This is a genomic window from Brassicibacter mesophilus (genome assembly GCF_050433385.1).
Taxonomy (GTDB): domain Bacteria; phylum Bacillota; class Clostridia; order Tissierellales; family Proteiniboraceae; genus Brassicibacter; species Brassicibacter mesophilus.
On the sequence record NZ_JBNPXI010000020.1, the window covers coordinates 23,991 to 48,031 of the forward strand.

19 protein-coding genes are annotated in these 24,041 nt (G+C 31.4%); 15 read left to right on the forward strand and 4 right to left on the reverse strand.

All coding sequences use genetic code 11. The annotated features are described in order from the left end of the window. The first annotated feature begins 67 nt into the window (after nt 1-67). From HNR33_RS17435 to HNR33_RS17450, 4 genes are all read left to right on the forward strand, one after another. Nucleotides 68-1,036 carry a hypothetical protein gene (locus HNR33_RS17435; protein WP_429085742.1) on the forward strand — a complete coding sequence of 323 codons (969 nt, stop codon included), beginning with the start codon at nt 68-70 and terminating at the stop codon, nt 1,034-1,036. A 445-nt stretch (nt 1,037-1,481) separates the two neighbouring features. Then, entirely contained in the window at nt 1,482-3,386 is a 1,905-nt protein-coding gene (locus tag HNR33_RS17440) for a serine hydrolase domain-containing protein (protein ID WP_429085744.1), read from the forward strand. A gap of 171 nt (nt 3,387-3,557) precedes the next feature. Continuing rightward, nucleotides 3,558-4,253, forward strand: a complete 696-nt coding sequence (locus HNR33_RS17445; RefSeq protein WP_429085747.1) for a response regulator transcription factor — start codon at nt 3,558-3,560, stop codon at nt 4,251-4,253. Nucleotides 4,254-4,272: 19 nt separating this feature from the next. After that, nucleotides 4,273-5,688, forward strand: coding sequence for a sensor histidine kinase (locus HNR33_RS17450; protein ID WP_429085750.1), 1,416 nt, complete (start codon nt 4,273-4,275; stop codon nt 5,686-5,688). A gap of 133 nt (nt 5,689-5,821) precedes the next feature. Here the strand turns inward: HNR33_RS17450 and HNR33_RS17455 are convergent, their stop codons facing one another. Together HNR33_RS17455 and HNR33_RS17460 are read right to left on the reverse strand one after the other, a co-directional pair. Next, entirely contained in the window at nt 5,822-6,907 is a 1,086-nt protein-coding gene (locus HNR33_RS17455) for a sensor histidine kinase (protein ID WP_429085753.1), read from the reverse strand. A gap of 4 nt (nt 6,908-6,911) precedes the next feature. Next, nucleotides 6,912-7,613 (reverse strand): response regulator transcription factor, encoded by a 702-nt coding sequence (locus HNR33_RS17460; protein WP_429085755.1) that lies wholly within the window; start codon nt 7,611-7,613, stop codon nt 6,912-6,914. Between the two features lie 160 nt (nt 7,614-7,773). Here HNR33_RS17460 and HNR33_RS17465 point away from each other — a divergent pair, with 160 nt between their 5' ends. Beyond that, the gene (locus HNR33_RS17465; protein ID WP_429085757.1) at nt 7,774-8,814 is read left to right on the forward strand and encodes an alpha/beta fold hydrolase; all 1,041 of its coding nucleotides are present in this window, start codon (nt 7,774-7,776) and stop codon (nt 8,812-8,814) included. A gap of 17 nt (nt 8,815-8,831) precedes the next feature. On the opposite strand, the gene HNR33_RS17470 is transcribed toward HNR33_RS17465, so the two are convergent. Together HNR33_RS17470 and HNR33_RS17475 are read right to left on the reverse strand one after the other, a co-directional pair. Continuing rightward, a complete protein-coding gene (locus tag HNR33_RS17470) occupies nt 8,832-12,278 on the reverse strand; it encodes a coiled-coil domain-containing protein (RefSeq protein ID WP_429085760.1) in 3,447 nt (1,148 codons plus the stop codon). Then, nucleotides 12,275-14,722, reverse strand: a complete 2,448-nt coding sequence (locus HNR33_RS17475; protein ID WP_429085763.1) for an efflux RND transporter permease subunit — start codon at nt 14,720-14,722, stop codon at nt 12,275-12,277. Before HNR33_RS17475 ends, HNR33_RS17470 begins: the two co-directional genes overlap by 4 nt. 395 nt (nt 14,723-15,117) lie before the next feature. On the opposite strand from HNR33_RS17475, the gene HNR33_RS17480 reads away from it, so the two are divergent. From HNR33_RS17480 to fliB, 10 genes are all read left to right on the forward strand, one after another. Continuing rightward, nucleotides 15,118-15,702 (forward strand): TetR/AcrR family transcriptional regulator C-terminal domain-containing protein, encoded by a 585-nt coding sequence (locus HNR33_RS17480; protein ID WP_429085766.1) that lies wholly within the window; start codon nt 15,118-15,120, stop codon nt 15,700-15,702. Between the two features lie 372 nt (nt 15,703-16,074). Then, complete coding sequence (locus HNR33_RS17485; RefSeq protein ID WP_429085769.1) at nt 16,075-16,788, forward strand: GntR family transcriptional regulator; 714 nt, start codon at nt 16,075-16,077, stop codon at nt 16,786-16,788. Between the two features lie 214 nt (nt 16,789-17,002). After that, complete coding sequence (locus HNR33_RS17490; protein WP_429085772.1) at nt 17,003-17,941, forward strand: GNAT family N-acetyltransferase; 939 nt, start codon at nt 17,003-17,005, stop codon at nt 17,939-17,941. 9 nt (nt 17,942-17,950) lie between these two features. Continuing rightward, complete coding sequence (locus HNR33_RS17495; RefSeq protein ID WP_429085775.1) at nt 17,951-18,631, forward strand: PIG-L deacetylase family protein; 681 nt, start codon at nt 17,951-17,953, stop codon at nt 18,629-18,631. Beyond that, the gene (gene murQ, locus HNR33_RS17500; protein ID WP_429085778.1) at nt 18,625-19,536 is read left to right on the forward strand and encodes an N-acetylmuramic acid 6-phosphate etherase; all 912 of its coding nucleotides are present in this window, start codon (nt 18,625-18,627) and stop codon (nt 19,534-19,536) included. Before HNR33_RS17495 ends, murQ begins: the two co-directional genes overlap by 7 nt. 48 nt (nt 19,537-19,584) lie before the next feature. Further along, nucleotides 19,585-20,076 carry a PTS sugar transporter subunit IIB gene (locus HNR33_RS17505; protein WP_429085781.1) on the forward strand — a complete coding sequence of 164 codons (492 nt, stop codon included), beginning with the start codon at nt 19,585-19,587 and terminating at the stop codon, nt 20,074-20,076. Between the two features lie 17 nt (nt 20,077-20,093). Beyond that, nucleotides 20,094-20,885, forward strand: a complete 792-nt coding sequence (locus HNR33_RS17510) for a PTS mannose/fructose/sorbose/N-acetylgalactosamine transporter subunit IIC (RefSeq protein WP_429085783.1) — start codon at nt 20,094-20,096, stop codon at nt 20,883-20,885. 2 nt (nt 20,886-20,887) lie between these two features. Beyond that, nucleotides 20,888-21,754 carry a PTS system mannose/fructose/sorbose family transporter subunit IID gene (locus HNR33_RS17515; protein ID WP_429085786.1) on the forward strand — a complete coding sequence of 289 codons (867 nt, stop codon included), beginning with the start codon at nt 20,888-20,890 and terminating at the stop codon, nt 21,752-21,754. 99 nt (nt 21,755-21,853) lie between these two features. Beyond that, nucleotides 21,854-22,240 (forward strand): PTS sugar transporter subunit IIA, encoded by a 387-nt coding sequence (locus tag HNR33_RS17520; protein ID WP_429085788.1) that lies wholly within the window; start codon nt 21,854-21,856, stop codon nt 22,238-22,240. 432 nt (nt 22,241-22,672) lie between these two features. Beyond that, nucleotides 22,673-23,908, forward strand: a complete 1,236-nt coding sequence (gene fliB, locus HNR33_RS17525) for a flagellin lysine-N-methylase (protein WP_429085791.1) — start codon at nt 22,673-22,675, stop codon at nt 23,906-23,908. Nucleotides 23,909-24,041: the final 133 nt, after the last annotated feature.

A 24,041-nucleotide genomic window follows, 5' to 3' on the forward strand; every position in this document is an offset into this window, starting at 1 on the left:
TCATGCGAAATATTATGATAGTATATTGCATGTATAAGACTATGTGATCAGAGGAGGTAAGGCTATTTTGAAAAAATTACTGATTATAGCATTAATAAGTACTTTTATATTAGGTGGCTGTACAGAAAAGACGGACAACGTAGTAAAAGGAAATAGTCAAAATCAGAGTATTAGTCAGGAAAGTGAAAACGAAAATAAAGAAGAAAATAAGATTACCAAAGAAGATGAAGAAGAAATTGTTCTTCAATATAATGAAATTATTAAAAACGAGAAGCCTTATGTAGCTATGGAATATATTGACAAAAACATTGAAAAAGTTTCTGAAGAAAATGCAGGTGCAATGATTTTAGGATTAGAAAATATACAACGAGATTATACTTATGAATATTCAAGTGCATTATTTGAAAATGATAGAGCCAATCAATTACATAATACTTTTGGATTTGAGTTTGATAAAGAAAAAATTGATACAATAGAAGATTCAGATCTAAAAGAACTTATAACAGAAATAATAAATGGTGGGTACAAACTAGTTGTATTAGAAGGTGATTTTTATCCAATACAGAACTATAGTCTTTTGAAAAAATATATTCCTTACTTATCAAATGATATGAAAGACTATATAGAAATTTATGCAACAGAGTCTGAAAAACTTTCATTTAAAGACGCACACCTTGCTATATCTTGGGATGAACTAGCAGATAGAGCCTTAAAAACTGAGTCATATTTATTAAAATATAAAGATGTTCCTGAGATAAAAGAAGTAGGAAACTTATATATTGGTTATATTAGACCTTATATTCATCCAATGAATGATTATTCTGAACCGAATAAAATTAATGATGAAGTAATTAATGCTTATAAAAGAGTAGTAGATGAACATGAAGGAACCACAACAGCTCAAATTACAAAAGAATTACTTGATATACTGCAAAAAAATAATTATCAAGTAAATGATCAAATACAAAAAGAATCAGATCGATTATTTAAAAAAGCACTTGAAAGTTTGAATGTAGAAGACAATAATAGTTATTAGGTTCAATAAAAAATTGAAGTAGATATAGGATACCAATAATTATGTTAAAGAACTCTCATTCCAAACTTCATTCTATTATAGTATATATTTAACAGTGGACATCCAATTAAAGAAAAAACCATTAATTAAATAGTAATTAATCAAAGCTGAAGGGCGTGGTGTTATAAACATCACTCCCTTCAGCTTTTGTATTTTGTTAAAAGAGAATGCATAACTCTATGTTTAGATGGAATTAATTAAAACAAAAACCTCACACTATTTTTAATATTATTTTAAGAATCTATTAAGCTGTATTTAAATTGAGATTGTTAGAATTTAGCTATTGATCAAATAAGAAATAAATGAGAAAGGTGTGAAGTTGTTGAAAGATATTAATAGTTACTACTTGTCCTGTAAAAGAAATTCAAGAAAATTGGTATTAATAATTGTTTGCTCAGTGATATGTATGTTTTATACTAGTCATGCATTAGCTGTTCAGCATGTTATTCAAGACAAATCAATCTTTTTAAGTAAGCTAAACGAAAGTATATACTCAGGAGAATTAGAGCGTTATATAGATACTGCGTTCAATAGCAACATGAAAAAATACAATATTCCAGGAGCTGTTATATCAATCGTTAAAGACGGAGAAATCATATTATCAAAAGGATATGGATATGCAGATTTAGAAGAGAAAATACCTGTTGTTCCAGACAAGACACTATTTAGGATAGCATCGGTAACAAAGCTTTTTACTGCTAGTGCAGCAATGCAAATGGTTGAGGAAGGGAAAGTTGATCTAAATGAAGATGTTAACAAATATCTTAATAGTTTTGAAATAAAGAATACCTATAATAAGAAAATAACAATGGCTCATCTTCTTACACATACATCAGGTATAGATAGCGATGTCATAGGGGATTTATCAGAAAAAGAATCTGAAGCAAAGCCTGTGTCAGGAGTTTTGAAGAAAAGAATGCTTCCTGTAGTTAGAGAGCCAGGTCAGTATATTCAATATAGCAATTATGGTATGGCACTTGCGGCATGTATCGTTGAAGAAGTATCTGGAATGAATTGTGCTAAATATATAGATAAAAATATATTTGTGCCGTTAGAAATGACAAATACTAGTTTCAAGATGAATTTACCAGAACTTGCAAAAGGGTATGTATCGATTGGCGAAACCATAGAACCAAGGGAAATGAAAGGATACTTCAATTTATATCCTGTAGGTGGTATTATTTCAACTGCTGATGACATGGCTAAATTTATGATGGCTCACCTTAATAACGGTGAATACAATGGTAAACGTATTTTAAAAAAAGATACGGCAATACTAATGCATAGTCGCCAGGCGGGGTTTGATTCTAAAATTCCTGGAACATGTTATGGATTTTGTGAAGGGTTGAGAAATGGTTTACGTACAATAAGACATCCTGGTTATTCACCTGATGGCTTTTCAACTGAAGTAAGTTTGTTTCCTGATTATAATATAGGAATATTTGTTTCTGTTAACCAAGGCTCTAATAATTCATTTCCACAGTATTTTGTAAATGATTTTATAGATCATTATTATCCGTCTATTGAAAATAATACTCATAAGATTTCTTTTAGTAGTGACATAAATAAAAATGTAGAAGGCACTTATAGGTTTGGTGAGTATGCAAGAAGCACATTGAACAAAGGGGACATATTTGGGGCAGGAGAAGATGTAAAGATATCTGTTAATAAAGATGGATCTATTACTGTTAATGAGATAGACCCATTCACTGGAAAGGAATCAATTACTTCTGCAGTTCAGATTACTAAAATGGTATTTAGGAAGTCAAATGGGGAATATATTATATTTGAGCAAGGTAAGGGAAGTGACATAGCATATATGGCTCAAACATCCAATAGTTGGCATGGAACATATGAAAGAATTAACTGGTATGATGAAAATTTTTTCCAAATTGGTTTATTCATTGTTTGCATTATAGTGTTCCTTCTTGAAATCATGTTGTGGATTGTTTTTTCTGTAAGATGCATTATAAAAAAATATAAAGAAAATACAATAGGATTTAAAATAGTCAGATATGTATACTGGATAGTTGGTGTAAATTCCTTACTTAATATCATGTTTTTCATAATAAGTATGATGACTTGGGGTGAGAGACTAAGGTATGGAATACCATTAGATGCAAAGTTCATATTAATCATACCAATTATTAATACTTTGATATCTATCGTTTTGGCTGTATATTCGGTTGTCAGCTGGAAGTGTAAGCACGGCAGTTTGTTTTTCAGAATTAATACTTCTGCAGGTGCAGTCATATGTCTGGTTTTTGTTTGGATATATAATTATTGGAACTTGCTAGGGTTTAGATATTAGGAGTTGTTATTGAGATGTTTTAGAATCGCTATGCTAATAAAATGATCTGTAATAAGTATCCTTTAAAAATATTGTTGCAAATAGGAGTTTTGAAATTATATACTTGATATGGCAAGTTTTATTTTATTTTTCTGAAAAATTACATGTGTATCTGGTAAGGAGGAATGGCCAATGCCGGGTGAGAAAATATTGGTTGTTGATGATGAGAAAGAAATACGTGAGCTTATTGTCACGCACCTGAAAAGAGAAGGGATGCAAGTTTCTCAGGCTGATTGTGGACGAAAGGCTTTGAAGATGATTGACTTCGATAAATATAACCTGATCGTATTAGATATTATGATGAATGATATAGACGGTTTTGAAGTGCTCAGAGAAATCAGGAAGAATAACCCTTATTTGCCTGTGGTTTTCCTTAGTGCAAGGCAAGAAGATTATGATAAGATACTAGGTTTTGGTCTAGGTGCAGATGATTATGTAACCAAGCCATTTAGTCCGGCAGAACTTACTGCAAGAATAAAAGCACATATTAAACGGAGTAGTGCTTTCCGGGAGCCTGTTGAGGTTACTGAGAAAATAATCAGAGGTAATTTGTGTATTGATCTTAAGGGTTATTCTTTTACCAAAAATGGTATACCAATTGAACTATCAGCAATAGAATTCAAATTATTAAAATTCTTTATGGATAATCCAGGAAGAGTTTTCACAAAGGCACAAATCTATAATAATGTTTGGGAAGACAATTTTGAAGATGATAACTCTGTTATGGTGTATATAAGTCATATTAGAGATAAAATTGAGGACAATCCCAAAAACCCAAACTTCATAAAAACCATAAGAGGAATAGGATACAAATTTGTAGTTTCATAATATGCATTGGGGGTAAAAGATGAGGCTAAGGACGAAAATTTTTACTATTTTTATTTTGTCTATCATAATATCTGTAATTATTTTTATTTTTATAAACTGGTATTTAATAAATAATGGTTGGTGGGCTGGAATTAATACAAATGATATGGAGCGTGTGGCAAATGGTGCAGCGAGTCAAGTTCAAAAACTTAATTCATTTGATTATTTGAAAATTAAATCAATATTGAATGAGTGGAAAGAAAAATACAATGGTATAGAATTGGAATTACTATCTGAACGAATGAAACTAGTATATACCACCGCTTCAAATCAGCAAATTGAGACTATGAGTGAACTAATGGAAAGCTTATCGAAGCATGGGGAGTTTTCTCAAACAAGATGGATGGTTGCTAGAGAGATAAACATGGCAAATGATGAGAAAGGTTTCTTAGTGATAATAGTACCTGCAAAATACTATACTGCTCTTTCGTTTAGTATAAATGGGCTCAAAGGAGCAGGCATTTTCGGTAAAATGTTTTTAATTGGACTAGGAATTACACTTATTATATCAAGTTCTTTTGCCTATATGTTTTCGAAAAGCATTTCCGAGCGGTTCAATATACTTTATAAAGAGATTTCAAAATTTGAATTGGATAATATGGATATAGCTATAAATGATACTTCACAAGATGAAATAGGATATCTAGCAGTTGCATTTGAAAAGATGTCAGAGAGGTTGAAGAATCAGGTAGATGTTGAAAAAGCATACCATGAACAGAGAAAAAAACTAGTCTCAAATATATCTCATGACATTAGAACGCCTCTGACATCTATTATAGGGTATTCAGAATCATTAGAGAACAATGTTTATGAAGATGAAGAAGAGGAAAAAAGATATATAACAATTATAAGAAAAAAAGCACTGTATATGGAAAAGCTTCTACGAGAGCTTCTCGATTTTTCAAGGCTAGAATCTGGGCATTTTGTGATAAATAAACAGAAGGTCGATGTATCTGAAATGTTAAGGGAGTTGCTTATTGAATATTTGCCAGTATTACAGGAAAACATGATGGAAATTGATGTTGAAATCCCGGAATACACCATTTTTGCTAATATAGATAAAGATGAGATTGCACGAGTCATAAGAAATCTATTAGACAATGCTATTAAATATGGTAAGGACGGAGTAATAATTAGTTTTACACTGGCAGATGATTATGATAATTTACGTATTGAATTGAAAGACAATGGTTGTGGAATTGATAGCAAGAACTTGGAATTTATATTCGAACGATTTTTTAGGGAGGATAAAAGCAGAAGTACAAAAGAGGGCGGAATGGGACTAGGACTAGCTATAGCAGATGAAATTATCAAAATGCATGGTGGCCAACTTTATGTTAAAAGTACTCATGGAAAAGGTTCAACATTTACTGTGGTTCTGCCTAAAGGACTATAAGGAGCATTTCAAATTATATCAGAAAACATCATTTTACTTAAAAAATTTATTCAGGAGCTGGTCACCTTTTTAATTGGATGTTACTAAGCGTAACATCCTTTAGTATGTTAATCAATTAGAAAATAATATAATATCAACCCTTGTCAAGGGTACTTAATCTTACCTCAAATACAGTCTTTCCATTTTTGCTGAATGCATTGACCTTACCTTTATGTATTTCTACAATACTTTTTGCAATTGCAAGGCCAAGGCCTGTACCACCGTCTTGCCTCGACCTAGATTTTTCAACACGGTATAATCTTTCGAAAATGTGAGGTAAGTCGTTTTCAGGTATATTTTCACCATAATTAGTTATTTTCACAACTACTTCATTTGATTCCTCTAACAGTTCTATATCTATATATTTTTCCTCTTTTCCATAGTTAATAGCATTACTTATCAGATTATCAAATAACCTCGCAAGTAAAATAGGATCAGCCAATAACATAACTTTAACTTTGTGTGAGAGAATCCTGTACTCCATTCCATTCGCGTTTAATACAGGCATAAAACCAATAACTACTTGCTCTAGTAATTCTTGTAGATTTACTTCTGATCTGTTTACAGAAACTTCTTTGCTGCTTAACTTTGAATACTCAAATAAGTCGTCAATTAGTTTCTTTAGGTGTATGCATTTTTCTTGAATAATATTTGAGTACTGATGTAATTTTATATCATCTGAGTATTTTTGTTTAGATATCAGTTCTACATAACCTAGTATAGATGTCAAGGGTGTCCTCAAATCATGAGAGACGTTTGTTATTAATTCGTTTTTTGACCGCTCCCAGTTTCGTTCTTCTTCTAAAAGAGAAGTAAGTTTAAGTGTCATACTATTTATGACTTGTGCTAATTCACCTAATTCATCGGTGGTTCTTACTGGAATTTTTGTATCTAAGCTACCGTTAGATATTCTTTGGAGAGCTTTTGTTATTTCCTCAAGGTATCTGGTGCTTTTCTGAGTTAATAAGAGAAAAAATATACTCATAAGTAAAAAGAAAAAAAGTATAATTAATAATAATAGAACTGGAATAGCGATAACGTGGGAATCTAACCATCCAAGCAAGTCATAAATTCTTTCATGAAAGACAATTGCACATATAACGGACAGTATCAAACTGCATATTCCAGATAATACAGCACTTAAAAAATAAGTAAGAATAATCTTATATCTGATTTTCATATAATTAGTTTTCAATTTTATACCCTACTCCCCATACAGTTTCAATTAATTTAGGCTCTTTAGGATTAACTTCAATTTTCTCTCTGAGCCTCCATATATGTACCATAACAGTATTATTGGATTTATAATATTTTTCCTGCCATACCCTTTCGAATATTTCTTCTGAACTGAAAACCCTCCCCGTATTACTTGCAAGAAGGAGCAATATTTCATATTCCGTAGGAGTAAGGCTTATTTCTTTATCAAAAAGATAAACTGAGTGATTCTGTTTATTTATTGTTAATCCTTTAATTTCAATAATACTATCAATGTGATTGGTTACTTGAGATTTAGTTAAGGTTATATAGCGTCTTAGCTGAGATTTTACTCTGGCAACTAGCTCCATGGGATTGAAAGGCTTCACCATGTAATCATCAGCACCTATTCCTAGACCTAATATTTTATCCATATCTTGAGATTTAGCACTAAGCATTATTATAGGTATATCTAATTTTTTTCTTACTTTTCTGCAGATTTCATGACCATCAATTCCAGGCAGCATAATGTCTAACACAATTAGATGAATTTTATGCTTCGTTAGTAGTTCTAAGCCATCATTTCCATTATAAGCTTTATACACGCAGTATGCTTCATTAACAAGGAAAGTCTCAATTAAATCAGCTATCTCTTTGTCATCTTCAATTATTAAAATATTATAATTATTCATTGTACTCCACCCTTAAATAAATTCACAAAAACATAGTTTGATTATATCATTTGTAAATAAAATGTGTAATAGCTGTAAAGAAATCTTAAGAAATTATATAAAAAATCGTGAGATTTCATCTTTATACTAATACTTGAACATATAGTAAGGAGTTGACATTATGAAAAAAAATGGAACTAAAAAAAATAACTTAAGCATTAAGAGGAGAGTATTAAAATGGATAAAAAAATTTTTTATCATAGGAATGGTAGGCATAAGTTTAATAGTCACAGTAGGAATTATTTATGAAAAATCTGCTGAATATATTGATAATAGAAAATATACTCCACCAGGGCAAATAATTAATATAGATGGACATGATATGCATATCTATTCAAAAGGGGAAGGGAAAGCTACTGTAGTTTTTGCATCTGGTTGGGGCATTCCATGTCCTTATGTCGAATATTATCCCTTATATAACGAAATATCCAAACAAACAAGGATAGCAGTATACGATAGACCTGGATACGGATGGAGTAGTATTTCTAAAACGCCTAGAGATATTGATACAATAACCGAAGAAGTACATGAATTACTTGAGAAATCAGGTGCAAAACCTCCTTATATTCTTGTAGGACATTCCTTGGCTTCTCTTGAAGTATTAAGGTTTGCGCAATTGTACAAGGATGAAGTGAAAGGGATTGTTTTAATAGATGCTGGGAACCCTGAATATTATGCCCAGAAAACATTTGATGAAGATGCAGCTTCAACATTGTCATTAAAATCATTCTTGAATAAAATAGGTGTAATTCGACTTTTGTTCAATAATTCCCCCAATTTCGTGGATACAGTATATGCTCCCAGAAATAATTTTTCTCTTGTACCTGAAGGTTTAAAAGAAATTGATAAGGCAATGTATATAAGAAACATGGTAAATAAGAACAAACATGATGAAGAAAATAATATACAAATTAATGCCTCAAAAGTTGTGGAATTCTCTAAAATAGGTGATATTCCTCTTATAATACTTACTTCTGAGAGTGAAGCTAACGAACTGGAATGGAATAATAGTCAGGAAGCATTAAAAAATTGGTCTACGAAGAGTCAACAAAGGATTATTAAAGGATCAAATCATAACATGCATCAGTACGTGCCTGATATTATTAATAAGGAAATTCTTAACATTTTAAATAACATAGAAATGAAAATAATAAAACCTTGATTTAATAAATCAAGGTTTTATCCCAAGCTTTTAGAGGTAGTATTCTTTTTCTTAGAAATTAATAAAATGGTGATTGCAATTATCATGAGACTTAAAATATAATATGCAATTTTACTATTTGTCTTTTCTACAACTGCTAAATTAAAGCTTGTTAGATCCGATTCAAACAATAAATATTTACCATCTACTGTTGTTTTCAGCTCTTTCCACTCATTATCTTTTTTTTGGTATAGTATAACATTTTTATTTGATTCTGGTCTTAAATATCTAAAAGTTAAAGGTTTGTCTAATGTTGCATTCAACTGTATTGACCATTCTTCAATTACGGAAATATTATTAATTGTAAGATTCGAAGAATTAATCTCATTCATATCTAATGTATCACTAGGTTTAAAAGATCCCTCTACTAATAACTTCGGATGAGATTTATTATTATCTGACGATAGTACTTGAATCAAAGGCATATAAATTGCTTCAAGTTTTTTTGAGAAGAATAATTTATCATAATTGTAAGGTGGCCAACTACCATAGTACCCCTTCTTTTGAGGAATATCTGGTAACTTTCCTAAATCAAGTGAGTCGCCATATTGAAATGGTATTATATCTATAATATCACCATCAACAACAAAAGTTAATTGAAATGACTTAAATGATTCTGGCAAACCCTCATGTAAGATAAAATTATCATAAGATTGAGGGGTAGCTTTATTACCATAACTAATTCCGTCTACACCTTCCCATTTGCCCCTGACAAAGTAATTGTTTTTAAACTCTCCCGCAATATCACCTGCTATGGCACCTGTAAATTCATTAGATTTATTTATTTGTATCAATGCGAAGGAATCGAAAACATCAGTGGCAAATCCAGCGATTCCACCAACATAGTTTCTACCTGAAATTTCACTCAAAGAATAGCATTTTCTAATTATGCTATTTGAAGAACCAACTATTCCTCCAATATAATCTCCATATAGACTCTCTATAGAGCCGTAGTTTTCGCTTTTGTTAATTAAACCTACATCCATTTTTCCTACAATACCACCTACGTAATCCTTTTTAGCTTGAATACTTCCTTTATTGCTTGATGATATTAAAAGAGCTCTTGTTTGGTATTTAAAATTGAATGACTTATTTCCCTTGTTTACTATATCGTCTTCTGGGTCAAAATCATACTCTATGGACATTGAACCTGCAATACCACCTACATTTACATCACCAAAAATAGAACCTTCATTATAGCAATCTCTGATGAGGCCATTCTCAATAGTTGATTCTTCCTGTAAGCTTTGATCTGAAATATCTTCAAATAAATCTTTATGTTCAAAGGATAATGAATTTAAGCCTTCCCTTATAATCTCAACAATGACCTCAAATTGTTTATTAATTGCTCTAGAATTATTGTAGAAAGATTCAGACGCATTCTTTGTGTCCTTATTGAGCAAAGATAGCTCATTTGAAATCTTATTCATTTCTTTAAATAAAGAATCACTACTTTCAGTTACATAACTACTTAAATTAGGTAGTTGTAATTTTTTTTGTCCATTAAGCTCTTTGAGAATTAGTTCCACATCACTTAAGCCATTTGAAAAAGCATCTAAAGCATCTGAAAAATACCCCATACCTTTTGAAATATCTTTCATAGCAGCTGTTGCGGCTGATGATGCTGAGTCCAGATCTTTTATAGAGGATTGTATATCTTCAGAAGTATCACTGACGTAATCAGAGAAAACTTTCAAATCATTTATGGCATCATTTATCTCAGTGATAGCTTCTCTTATTAGAGCTTGATCTTTTCCAAGCTCTTCTACAAGTATAGGTAATGCATGCCTTATCTTAGGTATTGCAGAATTGATATGTTTTGACATAATTTGAAGTTCATCTCGTAATTCTTTACTGATGGTATCCCAATCGATATTTGCAGGATCATCCACATTCTCTAATGCTGCAGCAATCTTCTCAAGAGCTTCAATACCAGCATCCATTGCTAATTGAAGATCTAATAATGCACTATCTAGTTCATTCAACGCTTTATCAACTTCTTCTGAATTTTCAGCAGCTTTTTCAATAAGCTTCATTGCTTTTGAAATTTTATTAAAAGCAAGATTGGCATTTTTTGATGCTTTATCTAAATCTTCAAAAGCATCATCTAAGTCTTTGATACTATTATTTATGGAAGCTGAAGATTTGGATAATTTTTGAAAACCTTTTTCTAATTTATCAAAACCACTTTTCATTTTGTCAGATCCTTTTATAAAGCTATCGAGAACAGGTTCTAATTGAATCATAACATTACGCATTCTATTAATACCAGTATTTATTGTGTCTGTTGATGTGTCAACATAGTCAGTGGTACTGTCCGTCAAGTTTTGCATTTCATTAGAGGCAGAAGCTGTGAGTTCATTTAAACTCTCTAATCTATCATGAACAACTTCTGAAGATTGATCTCCTTCATTAACTGCTTTTTCTATTAAATCATGTAAAACAACTAGCTCTTTATCAATTTGCCCTAGAGTATCTTCTGAAAACAAAAGACGAATAAAGGGTTCCGCCTGTCCAACAACACCCCCAACATCTTTTCGGCCATTTACTATACCATAGTTTTTACAGTTCAATATATAGCCTGATTGCCTACCTGCTATACCACCAATATTATACCCAACATGTTGGTAACCGATGGTCCCATGATTTTGACTAGATTCTATGATGCCTTGATTGTGCCCTACAATGCCACCAGTGTCTGTTTGAGTATTAATATTTTCTGTTGAGTTTAATTGACTCATATCAAGATCTTTCAAATTATTAAATGCTATATCATTATTTGGAATTGCACTATCTGTCGTATTGACTTTACTGTTATTGAAACATTTTGCTACATAACCTAAATTTAGCCCGACAATTCCTCCTGTATAATGTTCACCAATGATTGAACCAGTGGATTGACAGTCCTTAATAATACCTGTTTTATCATTATAACCAACTATGCTACCGATACTTGTAGTTCCGTTTACTTTACCCTTAAAAGAACAATTGAAAATTAGTCCTTTATTAGTACCAACGATGCCACCTACTTCACTTTTAGATCCGCTAGGCTTAACAATACCTTCTACATGAAGATTTTTTATAACGCCTTCTTCTTGTAAATAACGAAACAAACCTTGAACAGAACCAGCACCGTAAACTTTTAAACCACTTATGGTATGATGATCACCATCAAAGATACCAGAAAAACTTGGGATTGGGCTGAAATCTTTACCAGACAAGTCTATGTCATTAGCTAATTTCACTATCTTTTTTTGAGAATATGTGTCCAAAGTACACTTCTTAGAAAACTTAATTAAGTCTTCTGCTGTATAAATATATATAGTATTAGAAGTGGCCTCTGCAAATGCATTATAAGATAACAGTTGAGATGATAGAATAAGGATTATGAGTACAACAGATAGATATCTATTGAAATTTTTCATTCTTCAACCTCCTTTGTTGTCAAAAGCTGGTCCTCGAGTGAAGCTCCTCCGACTTCAACGATTCCTGTAACTTCACCTTTGATGGTACCTTTAATTTCAGCATCAATATAACCTGAAACATAGCCTTGCAATCGACCACTAATTCGCAAGTTACCTCTATGTGTTGTTATCAGCCCTGGTCTTTTTAAGACAAATGCTGTCTTTTCAATTATCTTATCACCAAACAAAAGTGTCTGAGGTAGAACTCCCATAACTAAAACAAGAGAAATAACTGTGCCCCTGCCTAAACAGGTACCAATAGAAGCAATGGCATAGTCAGAAGCTAAACGTCCAATTAATATGCCAGCTGATGACAAAATGGTACCTGAAGTAATGATAGTTGGAAAAGCTTGGTTCAAAGATTTTATCATAGCTTCATGTATTGGCATCCATTTCTTTAGTTCCATATAACGACTAGTAATTACGATGGCGTAATCTATAGTTGCACCCATTTGAATCGATGTTACAACCAAGTAACTCATAAAGAAAATATTGGTGTTTTCAACAGCTGGAAACGAGAAATTAATCCAAATACTACCTTGTATAGTTAAAACCAATAGAACTGGTAGTCCTGCTGATTTAAATGTAAACAATAAAATAATCATAACAAATAAAGCAGATAAAACACTAATGATAATATTATCTTTTGAGAAAAAGACTCCTAAGTCATTATTACTTGTAGTAGCTCCAGCAAAATAAACCTCGTCATAGTATTGATAGGCTATGTTATGGAATTTATCTAACCATTCAAAAGCTTCTTCACCTTCTTCAGGCATATTTAAATTGAGTAATAATCTAGAATAATTTTTACCTTGTAATTGAGCTTTTCCTTCACTTAACATCTCATACAACTCATCTATTTCAGTTTCTAACTCATGATCTAGTGTAAAATATCCAGCTTCTTTTTGATTGTACAAAAATATAAAAATATCTATTAACGGTACATCATATTCATCTAGACCATTAACTAACTTACTATATGTACCTTGCTCAACAGCATAGGCTCTATAAAGTAAATTAGATATTTCAATGTCTATGTCAGTCAATTCGGCAAATTGTCTTGGATTTAATTTATCAGTAACATAATGTCTGTCATTTACTTTTGAGTTTGCAAGGCCAATGGCTGTTTCTGTTACCTTTAATTCTTCAAAAGCTTTTAATAGCTTTCCTTCACTCTCATAATCGCCAGCTGGTACAATAACAGCAAGTAAATTATCGCTTCCAAAGGTATCTTTTATCTTTTTATTAGCAATTTGGGTTTCATTTTTTTTAACTGTCGTTAGCGTACTATAACCATAAACATAGTTTGTTTGATTTGAAAAATAGAATGATCCTATGACTAAAATAACAAATAATGGGGGAATAACATATCTTGTCTTGACTACAAGATTACCCCATTTCGTTATTTTAGGTACAAAGTTTTTGTGAACAGTTTTATCCATTGCATTACTAAACACCATTAAAAGTCCTGGCATTAAGGTAAACACAACTAACAAGCTAAATAACAAAGCCTTGATTAAGACCAGTCCCATATCAAAACCGAGTCTAAACTGCATGAACATCAATGCCATTAATCCAGATACTGTCGTCAAGCTACTTGATGAAATCTCTGGTATAGCTTTGCTTAAAGCTTTAATTGCTGCCTCTCTTGCTGGAAGATGTTCTCTTTCTTCGGTAAATCTATGACACAGAATAATCGCATAGTCGATGGCCAATGCAAGTTGTAAAACAACGGCTATTGAGTTAGATATAAAAGAAATCTCACCATATAAAAAATGAGTTCCCATATTCAGAATAGCTGCAACTCCAAAAGTGAGTACTAAAACAGGTATTTCCATATAAGTTTTTGAAGTGAACAATAAAACACCTAAGATAATAAATACTGAAATAATTAGTACCACTTTTATTTCTGACTCTAGTGAAGCTACAGAATCTTCTGTAATTGTACTTGATATATAATGATCGTAATCATCCAAGTAAGTAAGAACATCTTTCATGGCATTTTGGGTTATTTCATCTTTATCCTCGCCTTCAAATGTAATCAGAAAAAGTGCTGAAGCTGATTTAAAATGATCAGCACTTTCATCAAATTGAATATTAGAGATGCCTTCTATGGCCTCTAAATCTTTTTTTATTGCTAACGCGTGCTCATAGGTAATATTTGATATCATAACCTTTGCAGTCCCATAGGTTATAAATTCTTCTTCCATTATGATCAGACCTTGTCTTGTCTCGGTAGTTTCAGGTAAATAGGATGTAATATCATTATTAACAACTACCCACGATCTTGAAAAAAAACAAAAAATAACTAGTAATGTGTAAATAAGAAAAAAAGCATTTCTTTTATCAACAATTTGAGTTGAAATCTTTTCTATGAGTGATAATTTGTTTTCATTATTGTCCATAGTTAACCCTCACTATCATTAATTCAAAATAAATGTACAAAAAATTATAAGACTATTTTTAAAACTTTACTATAGTCACTTTTAACGATATGTATAAAAACTAGACAATTATTTAAAAGTGTCTTAAAATTACATTGGATAGGCTACATTTGACCGGATTGATTTCTTTATGCTAAGTAAAATGAAATTAATAAACTAAATGGAACTATATTTGCTTAATACTTAAACTTTACAACAGAGAAATCACTGGTAAAATAATATTATAATACATTCTTCTTTAGATATATATCACTATACTTTACAAAAAATTACACATTGGATAAGTTGGCTGGCGTAGTACTGACAATATATAATTATACTCAGTATAATATGAATAAATGAAGGAATGAGATTTTATGCAAAATAATGCAAAAGCTGAAATAACTAAGCATATTTTAGCAGATTCTTTAAAAAAGCTATTAGTAAATAAAACATTAGATAAGATTAGCATAAGAGAAATCGTTGGAGAAAGTGGCTTAAATAGACAAACTTTTTATTATCATTTTAAAGATATTTATCATCTTGTTGAATGGATATTTCAAAAAGAAGCATTGGCTATTTTTAATGATTTAGAAGGTGAAGAACTTTGGCAAGAGGGACTTTTAAAGTTGTTAAAATACATCGATCAGAATAGGATAGTTTGTAAGAATATTATAAATTCATTAGGGCATGAATCCATACTAAAGTATTTTTATGATGATATTTATGTCATAATAAAAAAGGCTATCTTATCATTTACTGAAGGATTAAATATTAAGAAAAACTATTCTGATCTATTAACTCATTATTATATTCTTTCTTTCGGAAGCGTTGTAGAAAATTGGACTTTAGGGGGAATCAATCAATCACCTGAAGAGTTAATAGAATTTCTAGATCAAATATTACAAGATCAAATGAAAGGAACCTATGTGAGGCTACTTGAAGATAATGAAAAGCTGTAGGATATGTTTAAAATGATATCATATTGAGCATGAATGGCAGTATAATCGCTTACTTGAACTATATAAAAATCATAATAATTGATTATATTGAATGAGGTAATACTACATTTTAGATTCCTTTAAATGATAACTTATGTTATATGGTAGGTATATTTTAGGCGTTATTAGAAGATTGAATATACTGTCATATAAGCGTAAAATTATATAAGAAGTGTATATAATATGACGTAAATTATGAAGGATAAAAAAGATAGGAAAGTCGTTTTTTGGAAAAAGGCAGTACTGCTCTAATATCATATAAACAATTTTCGATGGTTATGATATAATACTTATCAGTAAGCATATTAATATGTTAGGAGAAGGTATTATACTATGGAATATAAAGTTGCGAAGTATATTAGAATTAAACAGGATATAATAAACGCTATTAAATCAGGTACTTTACAACCAGGTGATAAAGTGGATAGTGAATCCGTGCTTAAGAAAAAATATAATGTATCTACCATTACGGTTAGAAAAGCATTTAATGATTTGATAAAAGAGGGTTATTTGAATGGTGTGCAGGGAGTAGGTACGTTTGTTGCAAAAAAACAAATGATTCGTGGTTTGACTTCAATTAGTTTTAGCGATGAATTATTGCAGCAAGGCTATGAGATTGATATGCATGTTGATAAAATTGAAGAAGTTGTAAACTCAAATATTGCAGATATATTGGAAATACCACATGATCAGTCAATGATATGTGTTCGAAGAATAAGGCTTGCAAATAATGAGCCAATTGCATATCAAAGTTCTTTTGTAGATAGTCGTATTCTAAGCCTCAGCCAAGCTAATAAAATCTATGAAAATGCATCTTTTTATAAAACACTAAAGGAATATGGGATTATTCCGATTTGGGTAAATGAGAATTATTCAGTAAGGCAAGTTAATGATAACAGAATTGCTAAGTTGATGAATATAAAAAAGAATACAGATACATTTTTTGTTAAAAGAATTGCGTTCAATGAATTCGATGAAATCATTGAATATGCAGAAACGTATTTTAATAAAGATTGGTATTCTGTCACTGTGAATATAAAAGTATAGTTTTATGAAAGCAAGCTCATTTCATTTAGTTAGAAGAGCTTGTTTTTTTATTTATATAAATAAAGTTTTTTTGAAAAAAAGTTTAAAAAGCTTGGACAAATTTATTAAATAGTTATATAATTAAACCAACTTAATATATTAACATATTAATATATTGATATGAACAACTAAAGTAATTAGTGTTCGATTAAAAATAAGTGGAGGAGGTGAAGAAATGGAAATACAAAATTATAGTCAAAAACATGAAAAAGAAGTAGTTGATTTATGGAACAAAACATTGATTGCTGATCCAATTACTATTCATAAGTTTCGGAAGCAAGCATTGTTTGACGAAAATTTTGATACAGAGCTTTGCTTTATAGCTGTAAAGAATGACTGTGTAGTTGGATTTTTGATGGCAACCAAAAGGAAGTTCCCGTATCTTGAAAGAGGACTGGAACCTACTCGTGGATGGATTAATGTTATGTTTGTTGATCAATCTCATAAACGACAAGGTATTGGAGAAGCTTTAGTTAAATATGTTGAAGTTAAGTTAAAATCAATGGGTGTAGAGACAGTAACTCTTGGAGCATACAGTCCAAATTATTTCTTTCCAGGTGTAGACAAAGATAATTATAGTTGTGCAATTAAATTTTTTGATAAAATGGGTTACCAGGCAGGGGAAGAAAGCTACTCAATGTGTAAAGATTTGCACGGCTATAATATTAGTGAAGAAACACTAGATAAGTTATCTAAAGTACAAGAAGCTGGATTTTCATTTGTAAACTTTAAATATAAATATTCTTTAGAATTACTTGAATTTTTAAAGAATGAATTTGGCGGAGGTTGGAAACGAAATGCATTGATTTCAATGCAAAATAACACAGCAGAAGATTGTATTCTACTAGTTTTAAATCGTGAGCAAGAAATCGTTGGCTTTTGTATGCGAATGATTGATGGCAATCCAATGCGCTTTGGCCCATTTGGGGTTAAAGGAGAAATTAGAAATTTTGGAATTGGTGGTATTCTGTTTGATATTATGCAGTTGGAGATGGAGAAACGAGGAATATATCATTTATATTTTATATCAACTGATGCACCAGGTAGAAGATTTTATGAAAGACATGGTGTTAAAGTCTTTAGAACATTTGTAGATTATAAAAAAACTATTTAGGAGAGAAATATGAGTGAGATAAAACGAGTTGTAAGTATTGGTGCCCATTCATTGGATGCCGAAATTTTAGGTGGGCCAATTATGCTAAAGTATGCAAAACAAGGAGTGCATTGCACGTACATTCATGTTACACAAGGACGTTTAGAAAATCCTAATGCATCTCAAGAAGAAAAAGATCAATATTTAAAAGAATTATTAAATCAGAACAAATGTGCTGCTGAAAAATTGAATGGAGATACAATTTGGCTTGGATATGTTTCCAACAATATGCCTTCAATAGAAGAATTTTCTGCAAAGCTAGAGCAATATTTTATTGATGAAAGAGTGGATTTAGTGATTACTCATTGGCGTGGTTCAATGCATCCTCGTCATATAAATACCTATGATGCAGTGACTACTGCAGTAAAACGTTTGCGTGAAAAAGGAAGTCATATTCGATTAGTTTATGGGGAAAATTTTGAGGATTTAGTTGGCTTTATTCCTCAAGCTTATTTCAAACTTGAACAAAATGAAGTTGAACAATGGTACTCAGGTATGCGAGAATATTCTGTTTTCCGAGGCGAAATCAATGATTTTCCATATAATTCATACTATTCAACCATAGGAAGAGTCCGTCAAATTGAATCAAATAATGATGGTTATACAGTTGCTTATATGTATGCAAGTTTGATTGAAAATAAAGTATGGTGAGCGAAATGGATAAAGTAAAAATTGATCATTTAAAAACAGAAAGCCGTAACCTGAAAACATTGTATCTAGATACAATGTCAACTATGGAATTGATTAGTATCATGAATGAAGAAGATCGAAAAGTAATTGATACTATTAGCGAAGCTTTACCACAAATTGAAAAAAGTATTCAGTTAGTCATTCATGCTTTAAGACAGAATGGACGGCTTATTTACATGGGTGCAGGAACAAGTGGTAGATTAGGAATCTTGGATGCAGTCGAATGTGTTCCTACATTCTCTACTACTGATGAAGTAATTGGTATTATTGCAGGTGGAAATAAAGCCTTTGTAAAAGCAGTAGAAGGAGCAGAAGATTCTGAGGAATTAGCTGCCAAAAATTTGGATGAAATTAATATTAATGAAAATGATGTTGTTGTAGCAATTGCTGCATCAGGAAGAACCCCTTATGCAATTGGTGCATTAAAACATGCTAAAAAACTTAAAGCTAAATGCATTAGTATCTCTTGTAACAAAAATTCCAAATTATCAAATTATGCTAATGTAGCTATAGAAGTCGATGCAGGTCCAGAGGTATTAACCGGGTCGACGCGTTTAAAGGCAGGTACCTGTCAAAAAATCATTTTAAATATGATTTCAACAGCTTCTATGGTGGGAATTGGAAAAGTATATGGGAATTTAATGGTTGATATGAAAGCTACAAATCTTAAATTGATTGAGAGAGCAAAACGAATTGTAATGGAAAGCACTGGATGTGATATTGACACTGCTGCTAGCACATTAGAATTAACCGATTACTCCAGTAAAATTGCAATTGTTATGATATTAACAGGTGCTACAAAAGAGGAAGCAGAGAAAAGTATCATAGAAAATCATGGTTTTATAAGAAAATGCATCAATAATTAATTAAGATATATAGTTTCAAATTATAAATAAAAAGAAAGGAGGAGAAAAATGGCCAAAACTTATGTAAGGGTTGATGATAGATTGATTCATGGTCAAACGATTGTAGCGTGGTGCCCAACACTTTCAATTAATGAAATTATCGCGATTGATGATGAAAGTGCAAAAAATCCAATGCTTAAATCAATTATGACAATGGGTGTTCCTTCAACTTACAAAACACATATTGTAACAACTGAAGAAGCAAAGAAAATACTTGTACAAGAAAGTTGCTGCAACCGCTTAGTGATTGTAAAAATGCCCAGTAAATTGCCAGTCATTGAAGCTGAAATAGCTAATGCTGAATTGATTATTTTAGGTAACATTGCAAAACGCGATGATACAATCCACAAAGTAAGCGGCGCAACAGGAATTTTCTATTTAAGTGATAATGATGTAGCAATTATTGATGCTTTGGTATCGAAGGGAATAGAAGTATGTTTTCAACAATTACCAAATACTGCAAAAATAAGCTGGGGATCATTTAAAAAACAATTTAATTAAATTGAAGGGGGAGAGCTATGGGAACTAGTCAAATTATCTTAATCGCTTTATTTGTATATTTAGGTTCAATTGGTTCAATAGTTGGTAATACAATTGGTTGGTATACTTTGGGAAGGCCATTAGTTGCTTCATTTATTGTTGGAGCAATTTTAGGAGATGTACAAACCGCTATGATAGTTGGTATTCCACTCCAAATTATGTATATGGGCAACGTAACACCAGGCGGTGCAGTAGCCTGGGATTTATCTTATGCTACATATATTGGTGCAGCAGGTGCACTTGTATTCGGTAAGGGATTAGGAACAACTGAAATCATTGGTTTAGCTGTTGTATTTGCCGGTATTGGCGGATTAGTAGGACAAATTATGTGGAATGTTTCATATGCATTGAACCTTCCAATAAATCGTATTGCTAATAAGTATGCTGAAGCAGGTGAAACTAAAAAAATGTATATTCCAAACGTTGTTTTAGGACAATTGATTGGCTTCGTATGTCGATTCATTCCTGCAGTAATTGTCTTGACTTCTATAACTGCAGCTTCTGGTCAAGCTGATTTCGCAACACTTATTCCTGGCTGGGTTACAACTGTATTAGGAGTATTTGGTGGTATGATGGCTTCGTTAGGAATGGGAATTATTCTTTCGTTCTTATTAAAGAAAAAATATCATTTGGCAATTTTCCTGATCGGATTTATCCTTGTTACATACTTCAATCTAAATACAATGGCAGTTGCAGTTGTAGCAATTATCACTGCAGTTTTGTATTATGTTGCTGTTTCGAGCTTAGCAGTTAAGAAAGGAGTGGCATAGGTATGAGAAAGAAAATCAGTAAAAAAACACTAAAAAAATCATTTTTAAACTGGTTTTTCTGGAATGGATGTTCACAACAGGCGGAAAGTATGTTAGGAATGGCGTTTGGCCAATCTATGGCTCCAGTAATTGAGGAATTATATGATGAAAAAGAAGATAAAGCCGCTGCATTAAAAAGACATATAACACTTTTTAATACAGAATCACAAGTGGGATCAATTTGTAATGGAGTTGTTTGTGGTCTAGAAGAAGCTAATGCTAATGGAGAATGTACTCCAGAGTTAATCAGTAGTGTTAAGGTCGCACTAATCGGACCAACATCTGCTATTGGTGATTCACTATGGGTTGCAACGATTATTCCTATATTATTAACAATTTGTTTATCTATTGCACAAACATCACAAGCAATTGCGTGGTTAGGCCCTGTTGTCTATATGCTTGCTTATCCTATAGGAACGTGCGTTCTAAGTTGGAATCTATTTAAACTAGGTTATAAGTCTGGTATAGAAGGCATGCATGGATTCATGTCAACAGGTAAACTTGATACATTAACAGATACAATGACAGTACTAGGTTTGATCGTTGTTGGTGCATTGACAGCATCATTTGTTAGTGCATCTTTACCTTTTAAAATTGTTAGAGATGTGTTTGATGCTACAAAGGGAACTTTATTAGAAAACCAAGTTATTTTTGATGCCGATAAAATTGTTAATTCAATTTTTCCTAAGATACTACCATTATTATTAACGTTAGGTGTTTATTATCTATATTCAAAGAAAAAATGGTCTCCACTTAAATTAATGGGATTAATCTTGACTATTGCGTGTGCGCTTACATTTATTGGCTATTTAACAGGTTATTATGTATAGTTGCATTATTTGTTTAGTATAATAAAAATTTAAATTATAGAGTTGTACAGGGACCTCAATATTCTTATATTTAGGTTTCAGACGAAAAGGAGACATGAAATGAAAAGAGTAGTAGTGATGGGACATGGTGGATATGCTGAAGGCGTAAAACAGAACTTAGATATGATTGTCGCACAATCAGAACATATGTATTTTATTGATTTAACTAAAGAAGATGACTTATCCACTTTTGAAAATAAAGTCAATCATTTATTGGAAGGTTTTAATGATGATGAAGTACTTTTTGCATGTGATTTATTGGGTGCGTCACCATTTCGAGTGGCTGCAACTATTTGTGTAAATCATCCTGGAAAGTACTATACTGTTGCAGGCTTGAACACGATGGCATTTTTAGAACTAAACATGGAAAATGACTTATCTATCGAAGAACTAGCAAATCGTGCTATTGAAACTACTAAGGCAGCAGTAGCTAAATATCCTGAATAGGGAATATAAGGTATGTTGATAACATTACAATCGAACATTGTGACAATGTATCACACGTAATTAATAATGAATCTCTTAGGGAGATTAAGCAAAGAATGCTTGGTTTCATTGAGTTTGTTGAACAAAATCTTAAGAATAACTAGAATAACACACCGATCAATTGAATGAACGGTGTGTTATTATTTTAAAAATTGATTTTATTAACGATAATTTCAGTGAAATCATTAAAATATAAACATGTACTCATCTGTGTGGATATGTAAGTCAGCAGTTTTTTAGAGCTAGGCTTCAGTAGGGAAAATAAAATATAAAAATATCTTGAATTTAGGAGATTTTGATGTTTAAATATTAATTAATGTTGCTCTATATAAATGAAAGCAAATTACCAACGTAAAGATACAAAACTTATTAACAAGGAGACAATTCAAGAAGATGACTACTGAAAAAGAATTTAAGATATTACAGCCAAAGTATTATAGCAAGTTTCAATGCGACCCAATCAAATGTCATGAAACCTGTTGTGAACGATGGAAAATAATCATAGATAAAAGGACCTATGAAAAATATATTATGAGTGAAAATGAGACTATTAGAAAGATTGTAAAAACAGGACTTTCTTTAAACAAAACAGCTATCAATGATGATAACTATGCAATCATTAATCTAAATAACGAAATGTTGTGTCCGTTTTTGAATCAGAAGAATCTTTGCGAAGTATTCATCAATATAGGGGAGAGCAGTTTATCGAAGACATGTAAAAGTTACCCTCGAGCAATTACCTTAGTAACAGATGTAATGGAACGAGGCTTAGAAATGTCGTGTTCTGTTGCAGCTGATCTAGCCTTATTAGATGCAGGTGGCATCGAATTTGAGCACATAATAGATACGGTAAAATTGAATGACTTTTATGTAGTTGTTCCAACCACTGAAGATGTGAAGCAAATAGAAGTTATTAAAGAAATTAGAACAGAGGTTATTAATCTTCTGCAAGATCGAACAAATAAGTTAAGTGAAAGAGTAGCGAATGTAGGGTACTTTTTAAGTCAAGTCATAGAGGGTGTTGATTTTTCATGTCTTCATCATGAAGAAACACTATCTAGAATTAAAGAAGTAAAATCCCTAACTAATCTAAGAGCGTTTAAAGTAACAAGAAATCACCATCAAAATAGGCAGCAGTTTGATCATTTAAATACTATACTTTCAATGAAGTTTGAAAAAGGCGATAGCATTAGCTTTTTTTCAAAGAGGTATGTAGAGTGTTTAATGCAAGTCATAGACGCCTTTGGAAGTGTGGAAGCCAAGGGGTTGGAGAAGTACTACAAGACAAATAATGAAAAATATCTAAAGCCTTATCTAGACAAAAAATCTTATATTATAGAAAACTTTCTTGTAAATTACATTTTCGTTTACGGTATCGAACTGTTTAAATCGAATGAAATTTGGAATTCTTATTTGAAATTATGTGTGATTTACGGCTTGCTCAAATTCAACTTAGTTGGATTAGCATCTTATCACAAAGGAATGAGTGATGACCTGATGCTTAAGCTAATTCAATCCTTATCAAAAACTATTATTACAGATAAGACGTATTTAGAATCTGTTATTAAATATTTAGAAGAAGAGAAACTAGTTGAGTTTTCAAAGATAATATCACTTATTGTGGATTGATACATGTTAAATGTGATGTATTCTTTAAATCCTAACTAGATTTTCTTAAAGACACTAAGGGTTATTGTCACCTATCAAGATTTCAAAAATTATTGATATTTTGAGGTGTTGAAGTGATAACTAGAATTTATTT

Excerpts from the sequence above, each read along its gene's own strand:
- HNR33_RS17440 (WP_429085744.1), top strand. The coding sequence starts at position 1,482 with ATGTTTTATACTAGTCATGCATTAGCTGTTCAGCATGTTATTCAAGAC.
- fliB (WP_429085791.1), top strand. The coding sequence starts at position 22,673 with ATGACTACTGAAAAAGAATTTAAGATATTACAGCCAAAGTATTATAGC.
- HNR33_RS17445 (WP_429085747.1), top strand. The coding sequence starts at position 3,558 with ATGCCGGGTGAGAAAATATTGGTTGTTGATGATGAGAAAGAAATACGT.
- HNR33_RS17470 (WP_429085760.1), bottom strand. The coding sequence starts at position 12,278 with ATGAAAAATTTCAATAGATATCTATCTGTTGTACTCATAATCCTTATT.
- HNR33_RS17460 (WP_429085755.1), bottom strand. The coding sequence starts at position 7,613 with ATGAATAATTATAATATTTTAATAATTGAAGATGACAAAGAGATAGCT.
- HNR33_RS17505 (WP_429085781.1), top strand. The coding sequence starts at position 19,585 with ATGGCCAAAACTTATGTAAGGGTTGATGATAGATTGATTCATGGTCAA.
- HNR33_RS17455 (WP_429085753.1), bottom strand. The coding sequence starts at position 6,907 with ATGAAAATCAGATATAAGATTATTCTTACTTATTTTTTAAGTGCTGTA.
- HNR33_RS17480 (WP_429085766.1), top strand. The coding sequence starts at position 15,118 with ATGCAAAATAATGCAAAAGCTGAAATAACTAAGCATATTTTAGCAGAT.
- HNR33_RS17485 (WP_429085769.1), top strand. The coding sequence starts at position 16,075 with ATGGAATATAAAGTTGCGAAGTATATTAGAATTAAACAGGATATAATA.
- HNR33_RS17515 (WP_429085786.1), top strand. The coding sequence starts at position 20,888 with ATGAGAAAGAAAATCAGTAAAAAAACACTAAAAAAATCATTTTTAAAC.
- HNR33_RS17510 (WP_429085783.1), top strand. The coding sequence starts at position 20,094 with ATGGGAACTAGTCAAATTATCTTAATCGCTTTATTTGTATATTTAGGT.
- HNR33_RS17520 (WP_429085788.1), top strand. The coding sequence starts at position 21,854 with ATGAAAAGAGTAGTAGTGATGGGACATGGTGGATATGCTGAAGGCGTA.
- murQ (WP_429085778.1), top strand. The coding sequence starts at position 18,625 with ATGGTGAGCGAAATGGATAAAGTAAAAATTGATCATTTAAAAACAGAA.
- HNR33_RS17450 (WP_429085750.1), top strand. The coding sequence starts at position 4,273 with ATGAGGCTAAGGACGAAAATTTTTACTATTTTTATTTTGTCTATCATA.
- HNR33_RS17490 (WP_429085772.1), top strand. The coding sequence starts at position 17,003 with ATGGAAATACAAAATTATAGTCAAAAACATGAAAAAGAAGTAGTTGAT.
- HNR33_RS17475 (WP_429085763.1), bottom strand. The coding sequence starts at position 14,722 with ATGGACAATAATGAAAACAAATTATCACTCATAGAAAAGATTTCAACT.
- HNR33_RS17495 (WP_429085775.1), top strand. The coding sequence starts at position 17,951 with ATGAGTGAGATAAAACGAGTTGTAAGTATTGGTGCCCATTCATTGGAT.
- HNR33_RS17465 (WP_429085757.1), top strand. The coding sequence starts at position 7,774 with ATGAAAAAAAATGGAACTAAAAAAAATAACTTAAGCATTAAGAGGAGA.